Origin of the sequence: Rhizobium zaerense (assembly GCF_051810725.1) — a bacterium.
Classification (GTDB): Bacteria; Pseudomonadota; Alphaproteobacteria; order Rhizobiales; family Rhizobiaceae; genus Rhizobium; species Rhizobium leguminosarum_I.
Map to the genome: position 1 here is coordinate 40801 of NZ_JBPWQY020000002.1, position 22385 is coordinate 63185.

The following is a 22385-nucleotide window of genomic DNA, read 5'->3' on the forward strand; positions in this document are numbered from 1 at the left end:
AACCAAATGGGGCTGCCTTCGTTATCACCGCAGCAACGTACAAGGAGATTGCGATGCTTTATTACGCTCTCGTGTTTCTCGTCGTGGCCTTGATTGCCGGCGTCCTCGGATTTGGCGGCATCGCAGGGGCTTCAGCTTCCATTGCCCAGGTTCTGTTCTTCATTTTCCTGGTGCTGTTCGTCGTCTCGCTCGTTATGCAACTGATGAGAAGAACCTAGTGCGAACAAATCGAGCATAAAACCCGGCGAACATTGCCGGGTTTTTCTTCATTGCCACATCCGGTTTGACGCCTCCGTCACTGAAGGTTTCCGTCCCGGTCGTGGTCGGCTGTCGCGAAATCCGCCATCACCCGCTGCATGAATTCGCTGCGGCTGATGCGGCCGTCGTGGTTCGCGTCAGTCAAAGTGAATTGCGCGACCGTCAGAATCTGCACCGTCTCATCGGACTGCAGGCTGCCGTCCTTGTTTTTGTCGAGACTTCCGAAAGCCGTGCCCATGAAGGTCTCGTATTCTGATCGGTCGACGGTCTTGGTGGTATTCGTGTCAAGCCGATCCATCTGGCCCTGATACATCGATCCAGGCTGTTGCTGTTGTTGCGCCACTGCCCCAACGCATTGGCACAGTATGAATGTGGTCACCAAAGCCAAGGTCTTCATCGCTTGTTATCCCTCTCCAATTAGCGGCAAGCCAGACGGTTGCCGACGTAACCGCCGCCGCCGATGCCGGCGCCGATAGCAAGCACTTGCCCGGTTCCGGCGCCGATCGTGCTGCCGATCAAGCCGCCGACAATCGCGCCGCCGACGGTTCCCGCAATGCAGCCGAATTCGGAATTACGATCCGAGACGGCCTGCGACGTCGGCCCGGACTGGCAGGCGGAGACGGCAAGGCATCCCGCCAGTATGATATTTGTCCTGCTTATGCCCATCTTTCCCTCCCGATAGATTGCCCGCCATCTCCAATAGAGATCGGCGGGCGTACGATTGTCCGGCCCCCGAGAAAATATCGCCTGATTATATTTCTCAAATTCAAACTTAGTTTCTGTTCGAACAGAAGCATAATTCCGGAAAGCAAGCGGAAATTCTGCGGCAATGCCAAGACATCATGCCGTTTCCTCTCCAGTTACAGTGCCGCATGGAGAGTATTTCAAAAATAGTACAGATATCTATATGGCATGGCAACCTACGCGATCATCGATCGTCTACGCAAATAGGGGTGCCTGCGATGTGCATAATACCGCTCGTTGAGAGTTGACAGCGCTCGGGATCGTGCCTTTCCGGCAACCATCGCTGATAACATCGTTAAATAACCGGATGACGCGAAAAGATGCCTTCGAAATGTCCCAAAGGGGGCTGAACCGTAAGCGTGTTTGTCGCTTGCGCCCTCCCACGCGCTTCGACATGCGATGCGTAAATGATGCCGGTTCGGGATCCGTTTTGCGGTTCCGTCCGTTATCTGTTGCCGAATCTGGTGGCGAGTAGCCGGGTATGCTCCCGTCACGATTTGAGAAGGAGAGACTTATGAAGAAAATTGTTGCGACGGCGTTTGCCGCGGTATCGTTGACGCTTGTCGGCGCAGGGGCGGTCAATGCCGCTGACCTCGTCACGAGGACATATGAAGAGCCGGACCTGCGCAATGGCGTGAAAATCGGCTACCTCACCTGCGATATTGGTGGCGGCACGGGTTATGTGCTTGGTTCATCCAAGGAAGCTGATTGCATCTTCCAGTCGACCGTCGGCAACGAACTTTCGGATCGTTATACCGGCGAAGTGAGAAAGCTCGGCATCGACATTGGCTTCACCACGCGCAGCCGCCTGATCTGGGCGGTGTTCGCGCCGACGGCCGGCTATCACCGCGGATCGCTCGCCGGCCTCTATGTCGGCGCTACAGCCGAAGCGACGCTCGGCGCTGGTGTCGGCGCTAATCTCCTGGTTGGCGGCACCTCCGGTTCGATCCATCTGCAGACGGTCAGCCTGACCGGTCAGCTCGGCCTCAACGTTGCGGCCGGCAGTGCCTCGATGACGCTGACGGCAGCGAATTGATATGCCTTTTTGGCGCCTCCCGCCGCATGGCGGCAAGGGGGCGCCACCTCTTCTGAGGAGCGATTTCGCGCCCTCGCATGCCCAAGCCGGATCACGACATCATGGATATTCGAATGGCAACGCCCGGCGAGGACGAGATCCTGGTTGGGCACTATCTGAATATCTGGGAGAGCTACGGCACACCACCGGAACACTACAGGCCTGATGCGGCGGCGCGGATCTTGTCGTTCATCAGACGGTCGCGAAGAGCGCCGGCTGACCTCGTTCCTTGCCATCATCGACAGGGCCATCGCCGGGTTCCGCATCCTGCCAGCTGCACCAATCGTCGTTTCCGGAGGTCATCCGGCCGGAGCGGCGGCTGCACGGTTACATCTGGTCCGTCTATGTCGGAGACGCTTTCCGCCGGCGCGGAATCGCACTGGCGCTGACCAACAAGGCTGTCGACTATCTGAGGTCGATTGGCTGCACCGCCGCCGTCATTCATGCCCCGGATCCAGGCTTACCCATCTATGGGGCCGCTGGTTTCCAACTGGTGAAGGAAATGCCCCTGAAGTTTTCGCCGGAGTATGATCGCCGGAGCCGCGGCTGGGCTTCCTACGCTTTCACCCTACCAGGTGCGACAAAGGCGGCGATCGTTGCCTCATCATGGCCAGCCTCGCGCAGAAAGCGGCTGGCGAATTCGATGGCAGGGCTTCTAAGCGCATCGTCCGGTCTAATCAGGTGAAAAGCCACATGGTAATCGAGCGTCCGCTCCGAGACAGCGACAACGCGCCCGATGGCCAGCGCGGCATCCGACAGCGGCGGGCGCGCGAGCGCGATGCCGAGCCCCTGTGCACAGGCATCGATCACCAGATTGTAGTCCTCGAAGCGCCGGTCGTGGCCGCGCGGCGTGTAGTCGACACCCTCAGGGGAGAGCCAGCGGCGCCAGCCTTCAATATTCGAATCATGCAAGATCGGCATCTCGAGCAGCGAAAAGGCATCGGAGCGCTGCCCGAGCCGGTCCGCCAGCATCGGGGCGGCGATCGGAAACGATTTCTCCTGCCAGAGCGGCAGGGCACGCACGCCGGCCCACGGCCCCTTGCCGCAGCGAATGGCAAGATCCGTGCCTTCGCCGAAATCCGCCAGCCGGTGTTCGAGCGTCAGCTCGACATGCAGCTCGTTTCCTTCGAGCTTCGGCAGGCGCTGAAACAGCCATAGAGAGGCGACGGAGGGCGTCACCGAAAGGCGCACCACTGCCTTGTTGCGACGAGGCAGCCAGCGCTCGCCGCTGTTGCCGAGCAGCGCGAGCGCTTCCTCCGCCCGCGCGAAGAACCGCATACCTTCCGGCGTCAGGCGCACGCCCCGAGCTTCGCGCGCAAACAGCCGTACGCCCATCCAGCGCTCCAGGCGCGAGACCTGTCGCGACACCGCGCCGTGGGTGATGCCGCTTTCCTCGGCTGCAGCCGAAAACGATCCGAGCCGGGCGGCGCGGGCAAAGGTCTCGAGCGTATCGAGCGGCGGAAGCACTGGCGAGCTGTGAACCATACGCACATTTGATCATCGATTGCGATGCTTTTCAAGCACGCCTCGAAGACCTAATCCACTGTCGCAGGAACATATGGAGGCGAAAATGAGCATGGCGGCAAGCGCACCGATTTCGACGAAACAGCAAGGCGGGTTTGATCTGGTGGCCTTTGTGGCGATCCTCGTCACCATCCTCTTCTGGGCGTCCTCCTTCGTGGTGATCCGTATCTGTCTCGGACCGCTGACGCCGATCGAACTGGCGACGGCCCGCTATGTGGCAGCCGGTGTCATCGCGCTCGTCTATCTCGTTATCTACCGGCCGATGCCGGAAAAACGCGATTTCGTTCGCCTCTCCGTTGCCGCCGTGCTTTTCATTGCTGCCTATGCGGTTCTGCTGAACACAGGCGAGCAGACCGTTGCGGCAGGACCGGCGAGCTTCATCATCAACACCATGCCGGTTTTCACCGCCCTCATTGCCACATTCGCGCTCGGCGAGCGCTTCGGCCGATGGGGCTGGGCGGGCACCGCGATTTCCTTCGGCGGCGTGGCGCTGATTGCAGTCGCCTCCGACGGAGGTTTCAAGCTCGATCCAAATGCCGTCCTCATCCTTGGCGCAGCGCTTTGCTCATCGATCGCCAGCGTGTTGCAGAAGCCGCTGCTCGGGCGGCTGCCGGCGCTTGCCGTCACTGCCTGGATCCTGATGATCGGTTCCGTGCCGCTGTTTCCAGCCGTTCCGGCGACGATCCAGGCGCTGGCCGCCGCACCGGCGGAGGTGAACTGGGGCGTTGCCTATCTCGTCATCTTCCCAACCGCGATCGGCTACTTCACCTGGGCGATCGCCCTGAAGCGGTTGACCGCCGCCCGCGCCTCGAATTTCCTCTATGGCGTTCCGCCGGTTGCCACGCTGATCGGGTTCGTCTGGCTGGGCGAAACGCCGACGGTGCTCGGCGCGGTCGGTGGCGTCATGGCAATCTTCGGCGTGCTGGTCGTCAACGTGATGCGGAAGCGGTAAGCGTCGGATTCGGGCGGGGAAGGCTGCCCGGTACCAGTTAGGCATTGCGCTGCGGTTCGCTTTCTTTAAAACGAAGGCAGATCGAAAGGCGCGCGCTGATGTTCTTGACCGACCGGCAAATTGAAATCGTGGCGATTGCGAAATCGAGCGGCAGGGTTCTAGTCGAGGAGCTCGCCTCCCGCTTTTCGGTGACGCCCCAGACGATCCGCAAGGACCTGAACGATCTCTGCGATGCGCAGCTGCTGACGCGCATCCATGGCGGCGCCACATTCCCGAGTGGGACGGAGAATGTCAAATACGAAGCGCGCCGCCAGATCGCCGCTTCCGAGAAACAGGCAATCGGCATTGCGACGGTCGAGCTCATCCCGAGCGGCGCCTCGCTCTTCATCAACATCGGAACGACGACAGAAGCGGTGGGCGAGGCGCTCGCCAACCATCACGAGCTGATGGTAATCACCAACAATATCAACGTTGCCAATAGGTTGCGCCTTTTCCCGGCGATCGAGGTGGTAATCGCAGGCGGGGTCGTGCGCGGTGCGGACGGCGGGATCGTCGGCGAGGCGGCCGTCGATTTCATCCGCCAGTTCAAGGTCGACTACGCCGTGATCGGCGCGTCTGCGATCGACATCGACGGTGCGCTTCTTGACTATGATTTTCGCGAAGTGAAGGTCGCTCAGGCAATCATCGCCAATGCCCGACATGTCATTCTCGTTGCCGATTCGACGAAGTTTGAACGCACCGCACCAGTCAGGATCGGCCAGCTTTCCCAGGTTCATACCTTCATCACCGATCACTGTCCGGTGCCGTCGATCCGCAATCTCTGCCTCGAAAACAATGTGAAGCTGATCGAAACCAACAGCAGATTTCGCTAGACGACCATCTCCCCGCCAAACATTCGTTTGACATTCGGATCTCTTTCGTTTTAACTGATGTTGCTTTCGCAATTGCGCAAGTTTTGTGCGATGCGAAATTTGGAGTGGGCTCGGAGGGGATATTGGGCCGGGAGATTTACGACATATTCGTCATCGGCGGCGGCATCAACGGCTGCGGCATCGCGCGCGATGCCGTCGGGCGCGGCTATTCGGTGGCGTTGGCGGAAATGAACGATTTCGCCTCGGGTACCTCGTCGGGCGCCACCAAGCTGATCCATGGCGGCTTGCGTTATCTCGAGCATTACGAGTTCCGCTTGGTGCGAGAATCGCTGATGGAGCGCGAGATCCTCTGGGCGATGGCGCCGCACATCATCTGGCCTCTGCGTTTCGTACTGCCTTACCACAAGGGCAGCATCCGGCCGGCCTGGCTAATCCGGCTCGGTCTCTTCCTTTACGACCATCTTGGCGGCCGCAAGCTGTTGCCACCGACATCGGTGCTTGACTTGCGCCGCGATCCGGCCGGCAAGCCGCTGAAGGCGCTGTTTTCAAAGGCCTTTGAATATTCCGACGGCTGGGTCGACGATGCCCGCATGGTGGTGCTGAACGCCCGCGATGCCGCCGACAAGGGCGCGACCATCATGCCGCGCACCAAGGTGGTGTCGGCAAGGCGCGAGAACGGTCTGTGGCATATCGAGACCACCGACACGGTCGCCAGCCGCAACGATAGCCATCAGGCTCGTATGCTGGTCAATGCCGCCGGTCCCTGGGTCGACCATGTCATACGTTCTGCTTTCGGCCAAAACGAAGCCCACCATGTCCGCCTCGTCCAGGGCAGCCATATCGTCGTGAAGAAGAAATTCGACGATCCGCGCGCCTATTTCTTCCAGAATCCCGACAACCGCATCATCTTCGCCATCCCCTATGAGGGCGACTTCACCCTGATCGGCACCACGGATCGCGACTACACCGCCGATCCCAAGGATGTCAGGATTTCGGAGGAGGAGACGGTCTATCTCTGCAATGCGGCGTCGGAATATTTCAAGGAGCCGGTCGGGCCGGAGGATATCGTCTGGACCTATTCGGCGGTCCGGCCGCTTTATGACGACGGCGCCTCGAAGGCGCAGGAGGCGACGCGCGACTACGTGTTGAAGCTGGAGGGCGAAGGAAATGCCGCGCCGCTGCTCAACGTCTTCGGCGGCAAGCTCACCACCTATCGCCGGCTTTCCGAACATGCGCTGGAGAAGATCGGCGCTGCGATCGGCGTCAAGGGCGCCCCGTGGACGGCGAAAAGCCATCTGCCCGGCGGCGACTTCCCGGTCCGGGGTTACGATGCCGAGGTCGCCGACCTGAAACGGCATTATCCGTTCCTCGCAGATCGGCATGCCCGCCGGCTGGTGCGCCGCTACGGCACCAGGACCAAGATGCTGCTCGGCGAAGCCCGCGGCCTCGACGATCTCGGACGGCTGTTCGGCGGCGATCTCTACGAGGCCGAGGTAACCTATCTGGTCAAACATGAATGGGCCCGGCACGCTGAAGACGTGCTGTGGAGGAGAACAAAGGATGGTCTGCGCCTTTCGAAGGAGCAGGCCCAGTCACTGGAGGAGTACATGGCTGCCATACCGGCGATGGTCGGATAGGCGGCGTGTGGTCCCCGCTGCGTGGAGGCACGGGAACAGGAATGCTGGAACTGCGGAAGGCCGCAAAGATGGTGGGAGGAGACTATCATATCCACCCAACCGATCTTGTTTTTGAAAGAGGAACGCTAAACGTTCTGCTTGGGCCGACCTTGTCGGGCAAGACCTCGTTGATGCGTCTGATGGCCGGCCTTGATCGGCCGACGACCGGTACGATCCATTTTGATGGCGCTGACGTGACGGGTATGCCTGTCCAGAAGCGCAACATCGCGATGGTCTACCAGCAGTTCATCAATTATCCGGCATTGACGGTCTACGAGAATATTGCCTCGCCGCTGCGGATTGCCGGCAAGGATGCCAAGACCATCGATCTGGAGGTGCGCAAGGCCGCCGAACTTCTGAAACTCGGGCCTTATCTCGATCGCACGCCGCTCAACCTCTCGGGTGGCCAGCAGCAGCGCACGGCGCTTGCCCGTGCACTCGTGAAGAATGCGAGCCTCGTTTTGATGGACGAGCCGCTTGCCAACCTCGATTACAAGCTGCGTGAGGAACTGCGGCAGGAATTGCCGCGCATCTTCGCGCAGTCCGGCGCAATCTTCGTTTATGCCACGACCGAACCCTCCGAAGCCTTGTTGCTGGGCGGTAATACGGCAGCGCTCAGCGAGGGCCGGATCACCCAGTTTGGCCCGACGGTCGAGGTCTATCGTCATCCGCTCGATCTGACGACGGCGAAAACCTTTGCCGATCCGCCGCTGAATTTCATTGATCTGGTCAAATCGGAAGGCAACTTCCTGCGCGATGGCGTTTTGCTTCTTGCAGTGCCGCCGCATCTTCGGAATGTGCCGGACGGGCCGGCAACGATCGCGTTTCACCCGCATCATCTTGCACCAACCGCCCAGACGGCTGGTTCAGCGCGGATGACGACAAGGACGCAGGTTTCGGAGATCACCGGGTCGGAAAGTTTCGTCCACCTGCAATTTGCCGACACCCGCTGGGTAATGCTTGCGCACGGCATCCACAATATCGACCCGGATACGGACATCTCCGTTTTCATCGATACGCGTCACCTGATGGCGTTCGGCGCGGACGGCCGGGCGATCACCACAGCCAGGCAAGGGGGCTAGGAGAAGATCATGGCACGTATCACCCTCGATCATATTCGCCATGCCTATGGGCCAAACCCGAAGAGCGAGAAGGATTACGCTCTCAAGGAAGTGCATCACGAGTGGAACGACGGCGGCGCCTATGCGCTGCTCGGGCCTTCGGGCTGCGGAAAGACCTCGCTGCTCAATATCATTTCCGGCCTCATTCAGCCTTCCGAAGGACGGATTCTCTTCGACGGGCAGGATGTTACCAACCTGCCGACGCAGCAGCGAAATATCGCGCAGGTATTCCAGTTTCCGGTCATCTACGACACGATGACGGTTTACGACAACCTCGCCTTTCCTCTGCGCAACCGCGGCGTGGCCGAGGCGGAAGTCGACCGGCGCGTCCGCGAGATCCTCGAGATGATTGATCTTGCCGGCTGGGCCAAGCGGCGGGCGCGCGGCTTGACTGCGGACCAAAAGCAGAAGATTTCGCTCGGCCGCGGACTCGTGCGCTCGGATGTGAACGCGATTCTCTTTGACGAGCCGCTCACTGTTATCGATCCGCATATGAAATGGGTGCTGCGATCGCAGCTGAAGCGGCTGCATAAGCAGTTCGGTTTTACCATGGTCTATGTCACGCATGACCAGACGGAGGCGCTGACCTTCGCCGACAAGGTCGTTGTGATGTACGACGGCGAGATCGTGCAGATCGGCACTCCGACCGAACTCTTCGAGCGTCCAAGCCATACCTTCGTCGGCTACTTCATCGGTTCGCCGGGCATGAACTTTATGCCGGCCAAGGTAGAGGGCAGTACGGTTCGGGTCGGCGAGCACGCGCTGTCGCTCGACTATGCGCCAAAGACTTCGTCGGCGTCCAAGGTAGAGCTTGGCATCCGGCCCGAATTTATCCGGGTCGGCCGCGAGGGTATGCCTGTGACGGTCAGCAAAGTGGAAGATATCGGCCGGCAGAAGATCGTCCGCGCGCAATTTGCCGGCCAGCCAATCGCAGTCATCGTTCCTGAGGACGAGGAAATTCCGGCTGATCCCCGGGTGACCTTCGAGCCATCGGGCATCAGTATCTATGCCGACTCCTGGCGCGCCGGACCGGAGGCTTAATCATGGAAAAAACCTGGAACAACAAAGCCTGGTTTCTGGTTCTGCCGGTCCTCGTGCTGGTGGCTTTCTCGGCTGTCATTCCCTTGATGACGGTTGTGAACTATTCCGTTCAGGACACTTTCGGAAACAACCAGTTCTTCTGGAACGGAACGGACTGGTTTACCGAAATCCTGCATTCCGACCGATTCTGGGCCGCCCTGCAGCGAAACTTGATTTTTTCGTTGATCATTCTCGCTCTTGAGATCCCGCTCGGTATCTTCATTGCGCTCAACATGCCGAAATCAGGCATCGGCGTGCCGGTTTGCCTGGTTCTGATGGCGCTGCCGCTGTTGATCCCGTGGAACGTGGTCGGCACGATCTGGCAGGTGTTCGGCCGCAACGACATTGGTTTGTTCGGCTATTACGTCAATGCCATCGGCATCGATTACAACTATGTGCAGGATCCGCTCGACGCCTGGGTGACGGTCATCATAATGGATGTCTGGCACTGGACGAGCCTGGTCGTCTTGCTCTGCTATGCAGGCCTCGTTTCCATTCCGGATGCCTTCTATCAGGCAGCCAAGATCGACGGTGCCTCTCGTTGGGCTGTGTTCCGCTATATCCAGCTGCCAAAGATGAAGCGCGTTCTTCTGATCGCCGTACTGCTGCGTTTCATGGATAGTTTCATGATCTACACCGAGCCTTTTGTCGTCACTGGTGGCGGTCCCGGCAACGCGACCACTTTCCTGTCGATCGATCTGGTCAAGACCGCCCTCGGACAGTTTGACCTCGGCCCGGCCGCTGCCATGTCGCTGGTCTATTTCCTGATCATCCTGCTGCTTTCGTGGGTGTTCTACACCGTCATGACAAGCCACGACGCGGAGAATTGAAATGAGCGCCTCCAACGAAACGACAGCGAGCCGAAAAATCTCTGGCGTTACCAGTGTCGCAAGCGGGCTCTCCGCCGATGAAGTCAGCCGTCTGATGCGCCGGCGCGGCGAGGAATCGCGCTGGTGGTGGCTGGTTCCGACGATCTATATCATTGTGCTCCTGCTGCCGATCTATTGGCTCGTCAACATGAGCTTCAAAACCAATGCGGAAATCGTCAATTCTCTGACGCTTTATCCTCATAACCCGACGATCGCCAATTACGTGACGATCTTCACGGAGAAGGCCTGGTATTCCGGCTACATCAATTCAATCACCTATGTCGTGATCAACATGGTGATCTCGGTGGCAGCCGCGCTGCCGGCGGCCTATGCCTTCTCCCGTTATCGGTTCCTTGGTGACAAGCATCTTTTCTTCTGGTTGCTGACGAACCGGATGGCGCCGCCGGCGGTCTTTGCCCTGCCGTTCTTCCAGCTCTACTCAGCCTTTGGGCTCATCGATACGCACATCGCCGTGGCATTGGCGCATTGCCTCTTCAACGTGCCGCTTGCGGTCTGGATCCTTGAAGGCTTCATGTCCGGCGTGCCGAAGGAAATCGACGAAACGGCCTATATCGATGGCTATTCGTTCCCGCGCTTTTTCCTGAAGATCTTCACGCCGCTGATTGCGAGCGGCATAGGTGTCGCCTGCTTCTTCTGCTTCATGTTCTCTTGGGTCGAGTTGCTGATCGCACGCACGCTGACGACGACCGACGCGAAGCCGATCGCTGCCACCATGACCCGTACCGTCTCTGCATCCGGCATGGATTGGGGCCTGCTCGCCGCCGCGGGTGTTCTGACCTTGATCCCAGGGGCGCTGGTGATCTGGTTTGTGCGCAATTACATCGCCAAGGGCTTCGCCCTGGGGAGGGTTTGATGAGCTTTTCGCTTCCCGATTTTTCATGGATGGCATGGACCTGGCCGACGGCCACTTTCTTCGTCGTCATCGCATTGCTGCTGATCGGCATGGGGGTCTGGGAATACGCCGCTCCGGGCGGCAATCCCCGGATCGGAATCCTGCGCTTCGAGACGACGCGCGGTGACCGGCTTTTCCTTTCGCTGCTCGGCAGCGCCTTTATCCATCTTGCCTGGCTTGGTCTCGCTGGATCAAGCCTCTGGTGGGCTCTCGCTCTCTCCGTTGTCTACGCCGTTGGCGTATTCCGTTACGTGTGAGGCAAACTGATGCAGACGGCCGGGGCTTTTCTGGCCGCCTGAGACGTGAAGACTGCAATCGCAAAACCCTGGGAGGATATCATGCGAAGGCATTTATTGACGACGACAGCAGCCGTGCTGCTGGCCATGACCGGGTCGGCCTATGCCGGCATGGACGAGGCAAAGACTTTTCTGGATAAAGAGATCGGCGACGTGTCGACGCTCTCTCGCGCCGACCAGGAAAAGGAAATGCAATGGTTCATCGATGCTGCGAAGCCTTTCCAGGGGATGGACATCAAGGTTGTTTCGGAAACCTTGACCACCCACAAGTATGAGTCCGAGGTTCTGGCTCCGGCCTTTACCGCGATTACCGGAATCAAGGTCACGCACGACGTCATTCAAGAGGGTGACGTTGTCGAGAAGATCCAGACACAGATGCAGACCGGTCAGAACCTTTATGACGGCTGGGTCAACGACTCCGACTTGATCGGTACGCATTGGCGCTATCAGCAGGTGCGCAACCTGACCGACTGGATGGCCGGCGAAGGCAAGGACGTTACCAACCCCGGCCTCGATATCGACGACTTCATCGGCACCAAGTTTACGACGGCACCGGACAAGAAGCTCTACCAGCTTCCCGACCAGCAGTTCGCAAACCTGTACTGGTTCCGATATGACTGGTTCAACGACGAGAAGAACAAGGCCGATTTCAAGGCGAAGTATGGCTACGATCTCGGCGTTCCGGTCAACTGGTCCGCTTATGAGGACATCGCCGAATTCTTCACTGGCCGCGACGTCAACGGCAAGAAGGTCTTCGGCCATATGGACTACGGCAAGAAGGACCCGTCGCTCGGCTGGCGCTTCACCGACGCCTGGCTGTCGATGGCTGGCAACGGAGACAAGGGTCTGCCGAACGGTCTTCCGGTCGACGAATGGGGTATCAAGGTCGACGAGAATTCGCGTCCTGTCGGTTCGTGCGTCGCGCGTGGCGGCGATACCAACGGCCCCGCATCGGTCTATTCGATCCAGAAGTATCTCGATTGGTTGAAGGCGTACGCACCGCCGGAAGCTCAGGGCATGACCTTCTCGGAATCCGGTCCGGTGCCGGCGCAGGGTAACGTCGCGCAGCAGATCTTCTGGTACACGGCGTTCACCGCAGACATGGTCAAGCCTGGCCTGCCTGTCATGAACGAAGACGGTACGCCGAAATGGCGCATGGCACCGAGCCCGCATGGCGTGTACTGGAAAGACGGCATGAAGCTTGGCTATCAGGACGTCGGTTCCTGGACGCTGATGAAATCGACCCCGACGGACCGTGCAAAAGCCGCGTGGCTCTATGCACAGTTCGTGACCTCGAAGACGATTGACGTGAAGAAGAGCCAGCTCGGTCTCACCTTCATCCGCGAATCCACCATTCGCGACAAGAGCTTTACGGAGCGCGCTCCGAAGCTTGGCGGTCTGATCGAGTTCTATCGTTCGCCTGCGCGTGTTCAGTGGTCGCCAACCGGCACCAACGTTCCCGACTATCCGAAGCTGGCTCAGCTTTGGTGGCAGGCTATCGGTGACGCCGCTGCCGGCGCCAAGACGCCACAGGAAGCCATGGATTCTCTTTGCGGCGAGCAAGAGAAGGTCATGGGCCGTATCGAGAAATCGGGCGTCCAGGGCGATATCGGCCCGAAACTCGCCAAAGAGCATGACCTCGCTTACTGGAACGCGGATGCGGTGAAGAAGGGCAACCTTGCGCCGCAGCTGAAGATCGAGAACGAGAAGGAAAAGCCGGTCACGGTCAACTACGACGAACTCGTCAAGAGCTGGCAGTCGAAGTAAGGCGGACCTCGGCCGGAGGCAACGAGGCTTCCGGCCATCACTTCCCGCCACCGGCCGCAAGCCGGTGGCACCCAAAATCTTTCTCTCATGAAATCTCCGCATCCGCCCGCTTTGCCGGGCGGAGCGGTTTCGTGCGAGCCGGAGACGGATATGAGCGGCTATATTCTTTCGATCGACCAAGGCACAACGTCGTCGCGCGCGATCATCTTTGATGGCGACATGAAAATGGCCGGCTCGGCGCAGGCAGAGATCACCCAATATTATCCGCAGCCCGGATGGGTGGAGCACGACGCCGCCGAAATCTGGCAGTCCGTCGTCGATACTGTGCGCAGGGCGATCGCCGATGCCGGTATTGATGCCGCCGACATTGCCGCGATCGGCATTACCAATCAGCGCGAGACGGCGGTCATCTGGGACCGACGGTCAGGCGCGCCGCTTCACCGGGCGATCGTCTGGCAGGACAGGCGCACGGCGGAAATGTGCGAGAGCCTGAAGGCCGATGGATATGAGAAGCTGTTCAGCGCCAAGACCGGCCTGCTGCTCGACCCCTATTTCTCCGGAACGAAGCTCGGCTGGCTGCTCGACAACGTCGATGGTCTGCGTGAGAAGGCCGAGGCCGGTGGGGTCTGCTTCGGCACGATCGATAGCTGGCTGATCTACAATCTGACTGATGGACGCGTGCATGCCACCGATGCGACCAATGCGTCGCGAACGCTGCTCTATAATATCGATGACGATGCCTGGGATGAGGAGCTTCTCGGCATTCTCCGCATTCCGGCCGCCATGCTTCCTGACGTCAGGGAATGCGCCGATGATTTCGGCCGCGTCGCCAAGGCGCTGTTCGGCGCGGAACTTCCGATCCTTGGTGTCGCCGGCGACCAGCAGGCAGCGGCGATGGGCAATGCCTGTTTCGAACCCGGCATGATGAAATCCACTTACGGCACCGGCTGCTTTGCCCTGTTGAACACCGGCCGGGATCGTGTTTCCTCCTCCAACCGGATGTTGACGACGATCGCCTGCAGGCTCGACGGCGAGACGACCTATGCGCTCGAAGGCTCGATCTTCATCGCCGGTGCCGCTGTGCAATGGCTGCGCGACGGCCTCGGCATCATCGGCCAGGCATCCGAGGCCGGGGTGCTTGCCGCCAAGGCCGATCCCGGACAGCAGGTCTACATCGTTCCGGCCTTCACCGGCCTCGGCGCTCCCTATTGGGATCCGGCTGCGCGCGGCGCGATCTTCGGTCTGACGCGAAACAGCGGGCCGGCGGAATTCGCCCGCGCCGTGCTCGAATCCGTCGCCTACCAGACGCTCGATCTGCTGGTGGCGATGAAGAAGGACTGGGGCGTCAACCACCTGGAAACGGTGCTGCGCGTCGATGGCGGTATGGCGGCGTCGGATTGGACGATGCAGTGCCTGGCCGACATGACCGGAAATCCTGTCGACCGCTCGGCGATCCGCGAGACGACGGCGCTCGGCGCTGCCTGGCTTGCCGGCTCGAAAGTCGGCATCTGGCCCGGCAAACGGGATTTTGCGCAGGCCTGGGCCTGCGACCGCCGCTTCAGCCCTTCGATGGACGAGACCGAGCGGCAGGGCAAGATCATCGGCTGGAAGAATGCCGTATCCAGAATGATTTCAGACGCCTCCGCGGGATAGGACCGCTTCCGGCTCTCTTACGCGCCGGCAGCCTTTCTGTTGATGAAGCTCAGCGCGAGCACGGCGAAGATCAGCGTTCCCGTGCCGACCTGCTGCCAATAGAAGTTCAGATCGGTCAGCAGAAGCCCATTGGCGACGATGCTGAGCAGCAGCGCGCCGAGAACGGTCCCGCCGACATTCGGCCGTCCGAGTGGGCTGAGCGTCGTGCCGATGAAAGTCGCGCCGATGGCATTGAGCAGGAAGGCATTGCCGGAGGAAGGGATGTAGGTGGTGACGGTTGCGGTCAGGATCAGGCCGGCGATTGCCGCGATCAACCCGACCAGGATGAATGTCACCGCGACATGGGCCGGCGCGGCGATGCCGGAATAGCGCACGACGCCCGGCTGGATTCCGATCGATAGGATGACGCGACCGAAACGCGTGCGGGCAAAAACAATGGCAGCAGCGGCGATGACGACGATGGCCGCGGCAAGCGGCATCGGGAAGCCGGCGATCGTGCCGTGGCCGAGGAAACGGAAGGCTTCCGGCACGCCGTTCGGCGGCAGATAGACCGGATTGCCGCCATTGGTCAGCAGTTGCTGAACGCTGCGGCCGATGAACAGCGTGCCGAGCGTGGCGAGGAACGGCGACACGCCGATCCCTGAAATCAGCAGCGCATTGAAGGCACCGACGAACGCTCCGGCGGCCATTCCCGCGAGTGCAGCGACTGCCACCGGCTGCCCGGCGAGGACGAGCGAGACGAAGGCAAAGCTGGCAAAATCCATCGCCGTTCCCACCGAAAGATCGATGCCGCCCGACGCGACGGCGAAGGTCATGGCGACGGAGACGATGGCAAGCAGCGTGAAATTGTTGACCAGGATGCTCTGCAGGTTGGCCGGCGACAGGAACGTCGGCGTTGCCACGGAAAAGGCGGCAAACACCGCAACCAGGGCGAGGATCAGCCCATAGCGCACCAGGCCGCCGGCGATGAGACGCGGCAAGTCGATGCTGGCGGGGGAGGGATCTGGAGCGACATGGTCAGGCCTCCTGCCGGCGCAGCAGCGTGGTCGCGGAAACGACGATGAGAATGAGCACGCCCTGGACGCCGCTGACCAGCGTGCTCGAAATGTTCAGCAGCTGGAAACCATTGACCAGGAAGCCGACCAAAAGGGCCGAAAGCAGCGTCCCGGTGATCGTCGGAATCAGCCGGCGCGAAAAGACCGAGCCGAGCAGGGCCGTCACGACGACGGGCAACAGCATCTCGCCAGCACCGGTCGTGCTGCCGCTCAGATAGGAAACCGACAGGATGCCGGCGATGCCGCCGGAGACGCCGCTGGCGACGAAGGCGCCGGCCAGCAGCCGGCGAAGCGGCAGACCGGCGGCACGCGCCGCATCCGGAAACTCACCGACGGCATAGAGGCGCAGGCCAAGCGGCGTATATTGCGCGATCGCCGTGGTGATCGTCGTGAAGCCGAGGAGCACATAGGCAAGAACCGGGATGCCGAAAGGATCCGAGGCCGAGAGCGCCGACAGGAAAGGCGTCGAGGCCGGCAGGACCGTATTGCCGGTCAGCACCAATTCCAGGCCGGCGACGACGTTCATGACGGCCAGCGTGGCCAGCAGCGGCACGACGCCGGCATAGACGACGGCAATGGCATTGACCGTGCCGATCAGCCCGCCGGTGAGGATTGTCGCGGCGATCGCCGTCGCATCGCCGTAGCCGAGTTGCGTCAGGCTCGCATAGACGGCGGCGCTGAGGCCCATATTGGCCGCGAGCGACAGGTCGATGCCGCCGGTGACGACATTGGAGCCGCCGGCAATCAGCACGATCGTCAACCCGATGGCAAGCACACCGGAGATGGCCGATTGGCCAAGCACGTTGCCGATATTGCCGATGCTGAGGAAATAGGGTGCGGTCAGCGAGAAGATGAGCAGGATGGCGGCAAATGCGATCAGCGATCCGAAGCGCAATGCCGCAGCCGCAATATTGCCGGCCGGCCGGAGAGGCGGTTCCGCAGCGGAAAAAACGGAAGGCGCGAATTCCACTTCAGCCGACATGGCGTTGTCCCTCGGATGATCCGGTCGATTGAGCCAGCACCGCATCTGCCGTGGTCTGCGACGAGATGAATTCCCGCACCACGCGACCCCGGAAGAGCACCAGGATGCGATCGGTGATACCGACGAGTTCGGGCAGATCCGAAGACAGCACGATGACGCCGGCGCCACGCGACGCGAGTTCGCCGATCAGCGTATAGATCTCGACCTTGGAGCCGATATCGACCCCGACCGTTGGCTCGTCGAGCAGATAGACCTCGGAATGGCGGCTCAGCCACTTGGCGATGGCGATCTTCTGCTGGTTGCCGCCCGAAAGCGTGCGCAGCAGGACATCGCGCCCATTGGTCTTCACCTGCAGCCGCGCAATCAAAGCGTCCACTTCTCTCTGTTCGCGTCTGCGATCGAGAAAGCCGAAACGGGTGAAGCGGCCAAGGCTCGAAAGGCTGATATTTTCCGCGACGCCGAGGTCGAGCGCGACGCCGTGGCGACGCCGATCTTCCGGCACCAGGGCGATCTCGCGGCCGGCCGCCTGGGTGGGATTGGTGAAACGGGCCGCCTTGCCGCTGATTTCGACATGGCCGGAAGCCGGGGTCTCCAGACCGAAGAGCGTGCGGACCAGCTCCTTTGCGCCGGAGCCGAGCAGGCCGGTGAGGCCGAGCACCTCGCCGCGGCGAAGCGTGAAACTGATGTCGCTATATTTCCCTGGCGCCGACAGCTGCTCGACCTTGAGGATGTCTTCGCCCGGTGTCACCTGCGGCTTTGGAAACATCTTCTTGATATCACGTTCGACCATCAGCCGCGCAATCGCACCGGCCGAAGTCTCCCCGATCGGCACGGAGGCGACGTCGAGCCCATTGCGCAGCACAGTGACGTGATCGCAGAGCTCTTCGATTTCGTTCAGGTAATGCGAGATATAGATGATGGTGACGCCTTCGTCGCGCAGACGGCGGATCAACCGGAAGAGGATATCGGCCTCGCGGCGCACCAAGGCGGCCGTCGGCTCGTCGAAGACGAGCACCTTCGGCTGATTGAGGAGCGCGCGGGTGATTTGCACGATCTGCTTTTCGGCAGTCGACAATTCGCCGATCAAGGCGGCGTTTGGCAACCGGATACCGAAATAGTCGTTGAGAATGTCAGATGCCCGGCGCTGCATCAGTCGCCGGTCGAGGAACGGCGTGCCCGATATTCGCGGCTCCCGACCAAGGAACAGGGCTTCGCCAACGGTGAAGGTTGGCACCAGCAGCCGATCCTGGTGAATGAAATGGATGCCAAGCTCTTCGGCAAGATGCGGTGTCAGCCTGTCGAATGTTTGCCCTTCGATCTCGATCCGGCCGCCATCCGGTTGATGAAGACCGGCAAGCAGCTTGATCAGCGTCGACTTGCCGGCGCCGTTCTGGCCGACGAGACCGTGGATGGTGCCGCGCCTGACGATCAGCGACGCACCGGCAAGCGCCTGCGCACCGCCGAAATGCTTGACGATGCCTTCAAAGCGGATGATGTCGTCGCGTGCCGTCACCGGCTGCTTCAACGAAATGGCCGTCATGTCGATCTCTCCGGGCGGGCAGATTGCGAGCGATCCGGCGATGACCGGATCGCTCGTGTTCAGTGTCAGCCGATGCCGAGTTTCTTGGTGACTTCGCCGACATTGGTCTTGTTGGCGAGCAGGGCCGGAACATAGGTTTCGCGCGGCAGGGTCTGGCCGGCGAGCAGCTTGGCGACATTGCGGATGGCGGTGCGGCCGATTTCCGCCGGCTGCTGGGCGACATCGGCGCCGGCCGGCGAATTCGGATCGGCGATGAGCTGCAGCACTTCCGGGCTGCCATCGACGCCGTAGGTGCGGATCTCGGTCCGCCCGGCGGCTGCCAAAGCCTGGGTCGCGCCAAGCTGCGGAATGTCCCAAGCCGACCAGATCGCCTTGATCGAACCCTTTTCCGGATATTTGTTGAGGATGGCCGTGATCTGCGTGAAGGCATCCTGCACAGTATTCGGGATGACGTCGCGCAGTTCCGGCTGGAGGATTTTCACCTTCGGGAAATATTTGACGACATTGACCAGCTGGTCGTAGCGGATCGCGCAGGGCGTTACGCCGTAGAAGCCGTTGAAGACGACGATATTGCCTTCGCCGCCGATATCGGAGACGAGCTGCAGCGCCAGGTCCTTGCCGATGCCCCAGTTATCGGAAGTGGTGTTGTTGATCGAATTGGTCGAACCGACGTCGACGCTCAGAACCGGGATTCCGGCATCGCGCGCCTTCTTCAGCCAGGGATCGATGACGCTGAGCGTGCCGAGGATTTGAACGATCGCATCCGGCTTCTGGGCAATCAGTGTCTGCAGCTGCGAGACCAGCTTGCCGTCATTGCGACCGGCATCGACGGCGATCGGCTCGCCGCCGAGGCGCTTTACCTCTTCGATCTGGGCATTATAGGCCTGCAGATCGAAGAAGTGATCGGTGCCGGTTGCGCTGATGGCGATACGCTTGCCTTTCAGCGACAGTTCTTCGCCCGCGGCAAAAGCCGGTTTCTGACCGATCAGCGAAGCACCAGCGACGGCGACCCCGGCCGCGGCAGACAGTTTCAGCAGATCTCGTCTTCCGAGACCGCTTTCAGACTTTTCGATACGCATCGCATTTCTCTCCAATTAATTATGTCTATAGATTAAATAGATTAATGCCGGTGGATAGGAACGAATTTCCAAAAGAACGATCTCCGGGGGAAAGAGTGGACGGAATTAAAGCTCATCCCTGGCCGCGGTTTCCCGCGACCAGGGATGATTTCGGAGGCCTCGGCGGTTTTCAGAGCGGTCAGATGAGTCTGCAGCCACCGATCAAGAAGAACATGCACTGCATAATTCTTGCGCATGCGACCAAAGTTGCCGAAGGCGAACTCCTGCCAGGCCGCGGTGCCGTGCGGCGCGACAGCAGGCGTAAAATCACGATTTAATGGGTACCGTTGGGTTTTGGGCTGCGACGTTGATATCTAGCGCAACGCTTGGCTCCACTTGGCGCGCAACTTGCCTCTCTGCTGGCAGGGAGAATGAAACAATGCCCGATATCGACCCGCAGATTTTCTCAATAAGCCGGCCATCCCTCGGAGGCTACAAGGCCTTCGTTCAACGCGACATGATCGTTGAGACCTATCGCAGCGCCGCGGGGCAAATGGTTTCGAGGGGCTCCCTTCATAGAATTTCGATCAACCGCACGGCGCACGGCAAATATGCCTATCGGCTTGGAAGCGGGGCGTTCCGCAAAGTTGAGAGGCCGCCGTTCACCCTGGGATTTCAACCGGCCGCCACGGTCCTCGAAGTCGATGGCGATGCAGCGGATTATATCTCGATCTTCCAGTCACCTGCGCTCTACAGCGGCATAGGCGGCTCTCGCTTCGATCCCGAGCATTGGGATAGTGACGCGCTCAGCGCGACGACTGATCCGACAACGCTGCAGGTCGCGCTTTCCCTTGCATTTGCCGCCGAGAAGACCGGGTGCGACGACCCGCTTTTGATGCAGCACCTGGGGATGGCGCTCGCCTGTTGCGTCGTAAAACTGCTGGGCGCCAAACCTGAAGCCGGCGATCGTCCGCTGACATCGGACAATCTCCGGCGTGTGATCGATTACATCGAGAACCTGCTTGGCAAATCCGATCTGAGTGTCGAGGAGCTGGCCGGGGTGGCCCATATGAGCCCCTTTCACTTCAGCCGGGAATTCAAACGGGCAGCCGGCATGGCGCCGCATCGCTTCGTTCTCGAACGCAGGATCGAGCGGGCGCGACTTTACCTCGCCGATAGCAAGGAGACGCTCGCAAACATCGCTTATGCCACAGGCTTTTCCAGCCAGGCGCATTTCTCCAGCGTCTTTCGCCGTCTGATGGGGGCGACCCCGAAGGAATACCAGCGTTCGGTCCGTCTTTGAGACGGCTCTTGCCGATGACAGATCAGCAGCTTTGCGAAAGACAACCGCACGAATTTGAAATCTCTTGAGGCTGCGGTCTGCGAGGCTTTTCCCATCAGGAGGCCCATATGACCGCTTTTGCCCAAACCAATCCGATTACCGACATTTGCTTCCTGGTCGAGGATATCGACAAAGCATCGGCTTTCTATGTCGAGCGTCTTGGCTTCAAACCACGCCGCCGTGCTCCCGGCTTTGCCGATTTCAAAGGGGCGGGCGTGACGCTGGCGCTCTGGGAGATCGAGCATATTGCCGAGAATACCGGTGTCTCAAGCCGCCGTGCCCCTCCAGGTGCGCACAAGGCCTGCGCGGCCATCGAGCTCGCCTCGCCAGAGCAGGTCGATGCTGCCTATGCGGAGCTCAAAGCTGCGGGCGTGCTCTTCCACGCGCCGCCGCAGGACTATGTCTGGAACGCGCGATGCGTCTATTTCGCCGATCCTGACGACAATCTCTGGGAAATCTATGCGTGGTCCGCAGGTGGCCCGATCGGTGACATCGGCCCGCAATAGCGAGCGCAATCGGCCGGTCGTCCAACAATCCAACAATGGGAAAGGCAAGCAAATGAACGGGGATGACAAGCAAATCGTGGTCGGCAGGCGTACCGTCCTGAAGGGCGGAGCCTTTGCCCTTGCTGCAGCGACGGCAGGGATCAGCGTGTTCGTGCCGCGTCACTCCAAAGCCGCCGCATCCAAGGTCGTCATCAAATATGACTGGCTGATGAGCAACGGACAGATCGGCGATATCGTCGCAGTCAAGCAGGGCCTGTTCCAGGCCGAGGGTCTCGAGGTCGAGTTTTCCCCCGGCGGTCCCAATTCGGCAACGGTGCCGCCCGTGATCACGGGTGATGCGCAACTCGGCCAATTCTCGGATTCGGCACAGCTTCTTCTGGCCAGGTCATCCGGCGTGCCGATCAAGATCTTCGCCTGCGGTTTCCGCATGGCGCCTTTCGCCTTCTATTCGCTGCCGAAGGCGCCGATCCGCACCGTCAAAGACATGATCGGCAAGCGCATCGGCATCCAGCCGACGGCCCGTTATGTGCTCGATGCCATCCTGCTGAAGAACAATATCGATCCTTCCAGCCTGACTATCACCAATATCGGCTTCGACATGACGCCGCTGATGACCGGCCAGGTCGATGCCGTGACCGGATGGATCACCAACACACAGGCCCTTTCCATCATCGGCCCCGACCGCATCGATCTGATGATGAAGGACACGGGCCTGCCCTCCTATGCCAATGTCTATTTCGCCACCGACGATGCCGTGAGCGGCCATGCCGAGACGCTGGCAAAGGTGCTGCGTGCCGTCGCCAAGGGCTGGGCCTGGACGCATGAACATCCTGAAGAGGCGGTCAAATTGACGGTGGAGGCCTATCCGCAGCTCGACCTTGCCGTGGAGCTGAAGACGGTGCCGCGCATATTGTCACTGAGCTTCGACGCAGCGACCGGCAAGGATGGTTGGGGCAGCTTTGATCCGGCCGCCCTTGGCGAGCAGATTTCCGTTTACGACAAGATCGGTCAGTTCAAGAGCGGCGCTCCGAAGCTGGAGGACTGCTATACGACTGAGATACTCGACATGACGGCGGGTGACCGCCCGAAGATTGCGTGAGAG

General features: G+C 60.4%; 21 protein-coding genes and 2 pseudogenes. 16 read left to right on the forward strand and 7 right to left on the reverse strand.

The annotated features are described in order from the left end of the window. Positions 1-53: 53 nt before the first annotated feature. Positions 54-218: a DUF1328 domain-containing protein gene (locus ACS4RR_RS24600; protein WP_162116620.1), complete on the forward strand. Its 165-nt coding sequence runs from the start codon at positions 54-56 to the stop codon at positions 216-218. Positions 219-295: 77 nt separating this feature from the next. Here the strand turns inward: ACS4RR_RS24600 and ACS4RR_RS24605 are convergent, their stop codons facing one another. Both ACS4RR_RS24605 and ACS4RR_RS24610 read right to left on the reverse strand, forming a co-directional pair. Beyond that, the gene (locus ACS4RR_RS24605) at positions 296-655 is read right to left on the reverse strand and encodes an EF-hand domain-containing protein (protein ID WP_222387702.1); all 360 of its coding nucleotides are present in this window, start codon (positions 653-655) and stop codon (positions 296-298) included. A gap of 20 nt (positions 656-675) precedes the next feature. Continuing rightward, complete coding sequence (locus ACS4RR_RS24610) at positions 676-924, reverse strand: YMGG-like glycine zipper-containing protein (RefSeq protein WP_170256981.1); 249 nt, start codon at positions 922-924, stop codon at positions 676-678. A 592-nt stretch (positions 925-1516) separates the two neighbouring features. On the opposite strand from ACS4RR_RS24610, the gene ACS4RR_RS24615 reads away from it, so the two are divergent. Then, positions 1517-2038, forward strand: coding sequence for a DUF992 domain-containing protein (locus tag ACS4RR_RS24615; RefSeq protein WP_017969341.1), 522 nt, complete (start codon positions 1517-1519; stop codon positions 2036-2038). Between the two features lie 77 nt (positions 2039-2115). Then, positions 2116-2603 (forward strand): annotated as a pseudogene (locus ACS4RR_RS24620) (GNAT family N-acetyltransferase); the annotation flags it as partial. Between the two features lie 29 nt (positions 2604-2632). On the opposite strand, the gene ACS4RR_RS24625 reads toward ACS4RR_RS24620, so the two are convergent. Further along, on the reverse strand, positions 2633-3562 hold the full coding sequence (locus ACS4RR_RS24625; RefSeq protein WP_260299880.1) for a LysR family transcriptional regulator: 930 nt from the start codon (positions 3560-3562) through the stop codon (positions 2633-2635). A gap of 73 nt (positions 3563-3635) precedes the next feature. Here ACS4RR_RS24625 and ACS4RR_RS24630 point away from each other — a divergent pair, with 73 nt between their 5' ends. The 10 genes from ACS4RR_RS24630 (at position 3636) to glpK (ending at position 14800) form a co-directional block, all read left to right on the forward strand. Further along, positions 3636-4553 carry a DMT family transporter gene (locus tag ACS4RR_RS24630; protein ID WP_260299879.1) on the forward strand — a complete coding sequence of 306 codons (918 nt, stop codon included), beginning with the start codon at positions 3636-3638 and terminating at the stop codon, positions 4551-4553. Positions 4554-4651: 98 nt separating this feature from the next. Further along, complete coding sequence (locus tag ACS4RR_RS24635; protein ID WP_222385974.1) at positions 4652-5425, forward strand: DeoR/GlpR family DNA-binding transcription regulator; 774 nt, start codon at positions 4652-4654, stop codon at positions 5423-5425. Between the two features lie 122 nt (positions 5426-5547). After that, entirely contained in the window at positions 5548-7062 is a 1515-nt protein-coding gene (gene glpD / locus ACS4RR_RS24640) for a glycerol-3-phosphate dehydrogenase (protein WP_456190285.1), read from the forward strand. A 41-nt stretch (positions 7063-7103) separates the two neighbouring features. Next, on the forward strand, positions 7104-8183 hold the full coding sequence (locus ACS4RR_RS24645; protein WP_222385976.1) for an ABC transporter ATP-binding protein: 1080 nt from the start codon (positions 7104-7106) through the stop codon (positions 8181-8183). A gap of 9 nt (positions 8184-8192) precedes the next feature. Continuing rightward, positions 8193-9263, forward strand: a complete 1071-nt coding sequence (locus tag ACS4RR_RS24650; RefSeq protein ID WP_456190286.1) for an ABC transporter ATP-binding protein — start codon at positions 8193-8195, stop codon at positions 9261-9263. Between the two features lie 2 nt (positions 9264-9265). Beyond that, complete coding sequence (locus ACS4RR_RS24655) at positions 9266-10132, forward strand: carbohydrate ABC transporter permease (protein WP_162116627.1); 867 nt, start codon at positions 9266-9268, stop codon at positions 10130-10132. A 1-nt stretch (position 10133) separates the two neighbouring features. Continuing rightward, positions 10134-11045, forward strand: coding sequence for a carbohydrate ABC transporter permease (locus ACS4RR_RS24660; RefSeq protein WP_170280653.1), 912 nt, complete (start codon positions 10134-10136; stop codon positions 11043-11045). Continuing rightward, a complete protein-coding gene (locus ACS4RR_RS24665) occupies positions 11045-11341 on the forward strand; it encodes a DUF2160 domain-containing protein (RefSeq protein ID WP_003552210.1) in 297 nt (98 codons plus the stop codon). Before ACS4RR_RS24660 ends, ACS4RR_RS24665 begins: the two co-directional genes overlap by 1 nt. Positions 11342-11422: 81 nt before the next feature. Next, a complete protein-coding gene (locus ACS4RR_RS24670; protein WP_456190287.1) occupies positions 11423-13147 on the forward strand; it encodes an ABC transporter substrate-binding protein in 1725 nt (574 codons plus the stop codon). 150 nt (positions 13148-13297) lie between these two features. Beyond that, the gene (gene glpK, locus ACS4RR_RS24675) at positions 13298-14800 is read left to right on the forward strand and encodes a glycerol kinase GlpK (protein ID WP_456190288.1); all 1503 of its coding nucleotides are present in this window, start codon (positions 13298-13300) and stop codon (positions 14798-14800) included. 17 nt (positions 14801-14817) lie between these two features. Here the strand turns inward: glpK and ACS4RR_RS24680 are convergent. From ACS4RR_RS24680 to ACS4RR_RS24695, 4 genes and pseudogenes are all read right to left on the reverse strand, one after another. Next, a pseudogene (locus ACS4RR_RS24680) lies at positions 14818-15815 on the reverse strand (ABC transporter permease). A 2-nt stretch (positions 15816-15817) separates the two neighbouring features. Next, positions 15818-16837, reverse strand: a complete 1020-nt coding sequence (locus tag ACS4RR_RS24685) for an ABC transporter permease (protein WP_456190289.1) — start codon at positions 16835-16837, stop codon at positions 15818-15820. Further along, on the reverse strand, positions 16827-18377 hold the full coding sequence (locus ACS4RR_RS24690; RefSeq protein ID WP_456190290.1) for a sugar ABC transporter ATP-binding protein: 1551 nt from the start codon (positions 18375-18377) through the stop codon (positions 16827-16829). The genes ACS4RR_RS24685 and ACS4RR_RS24690 overlap by 11 nt, the downstream gene beginning before the upstream one ends. A gap of 65 nt (positions 18378-18442) precedes the next feature. Next, the gene (locus tag ACS4RR_RS24695; RefSeq protein WP_407767621.1) at positions 18443-19456 is read right to left on the reverse strand and encodes a sugar ABC transporter substrate-binding protein; all 1014 of its coding nucleotides are present in this window, start codon (positions 19454-19456) and stop codon (positions 18443-18445) included. A 418-nt stretch (positions 19457-19874) separates the two neighbouring features. On the opposite strand from ACS4RR_RS24695, the gene ACS4RR_RS24700 reads away from it, so the two are divergent. From ACS4RR_RS24700 to ACS4RR_RS24710, 3 genes are all read left to right on the forward strand, one after another. Next, positions 19875-20738, forward strand: coding sequence for a helix-turn-helix transcriptional regulator (locus tag ACS4RR_RS24700; protein WP_260111670.1), 864 nt, complete (start codon positions 19875-19877; stop codon positions 20736-20738). 107 nt (positions 20739-20845) lie between these two features. Then, complete coding sequence (locus tag ACS4RR_RS24705; RefSeq protein WP_130676558.1) at positions 20846-21283, forward strand: VOC family protein; 438 nt, start codon at positions 20846-20848, stop codon at positions 21281-21283. 52 nt (positions 21284-21335) lie between these two features. Next, a complete protein-coding gene (locus ACS4RR_RS24710) occupies positions 21336-22382 on the forward strand; it encodes an ABC transporter substrate-binding protein (protein WP_260299874.1) in 1047 nt (348 codons plus the stop codon). Positions 22383-22385 lie beyond the last annotated feature (3 nt).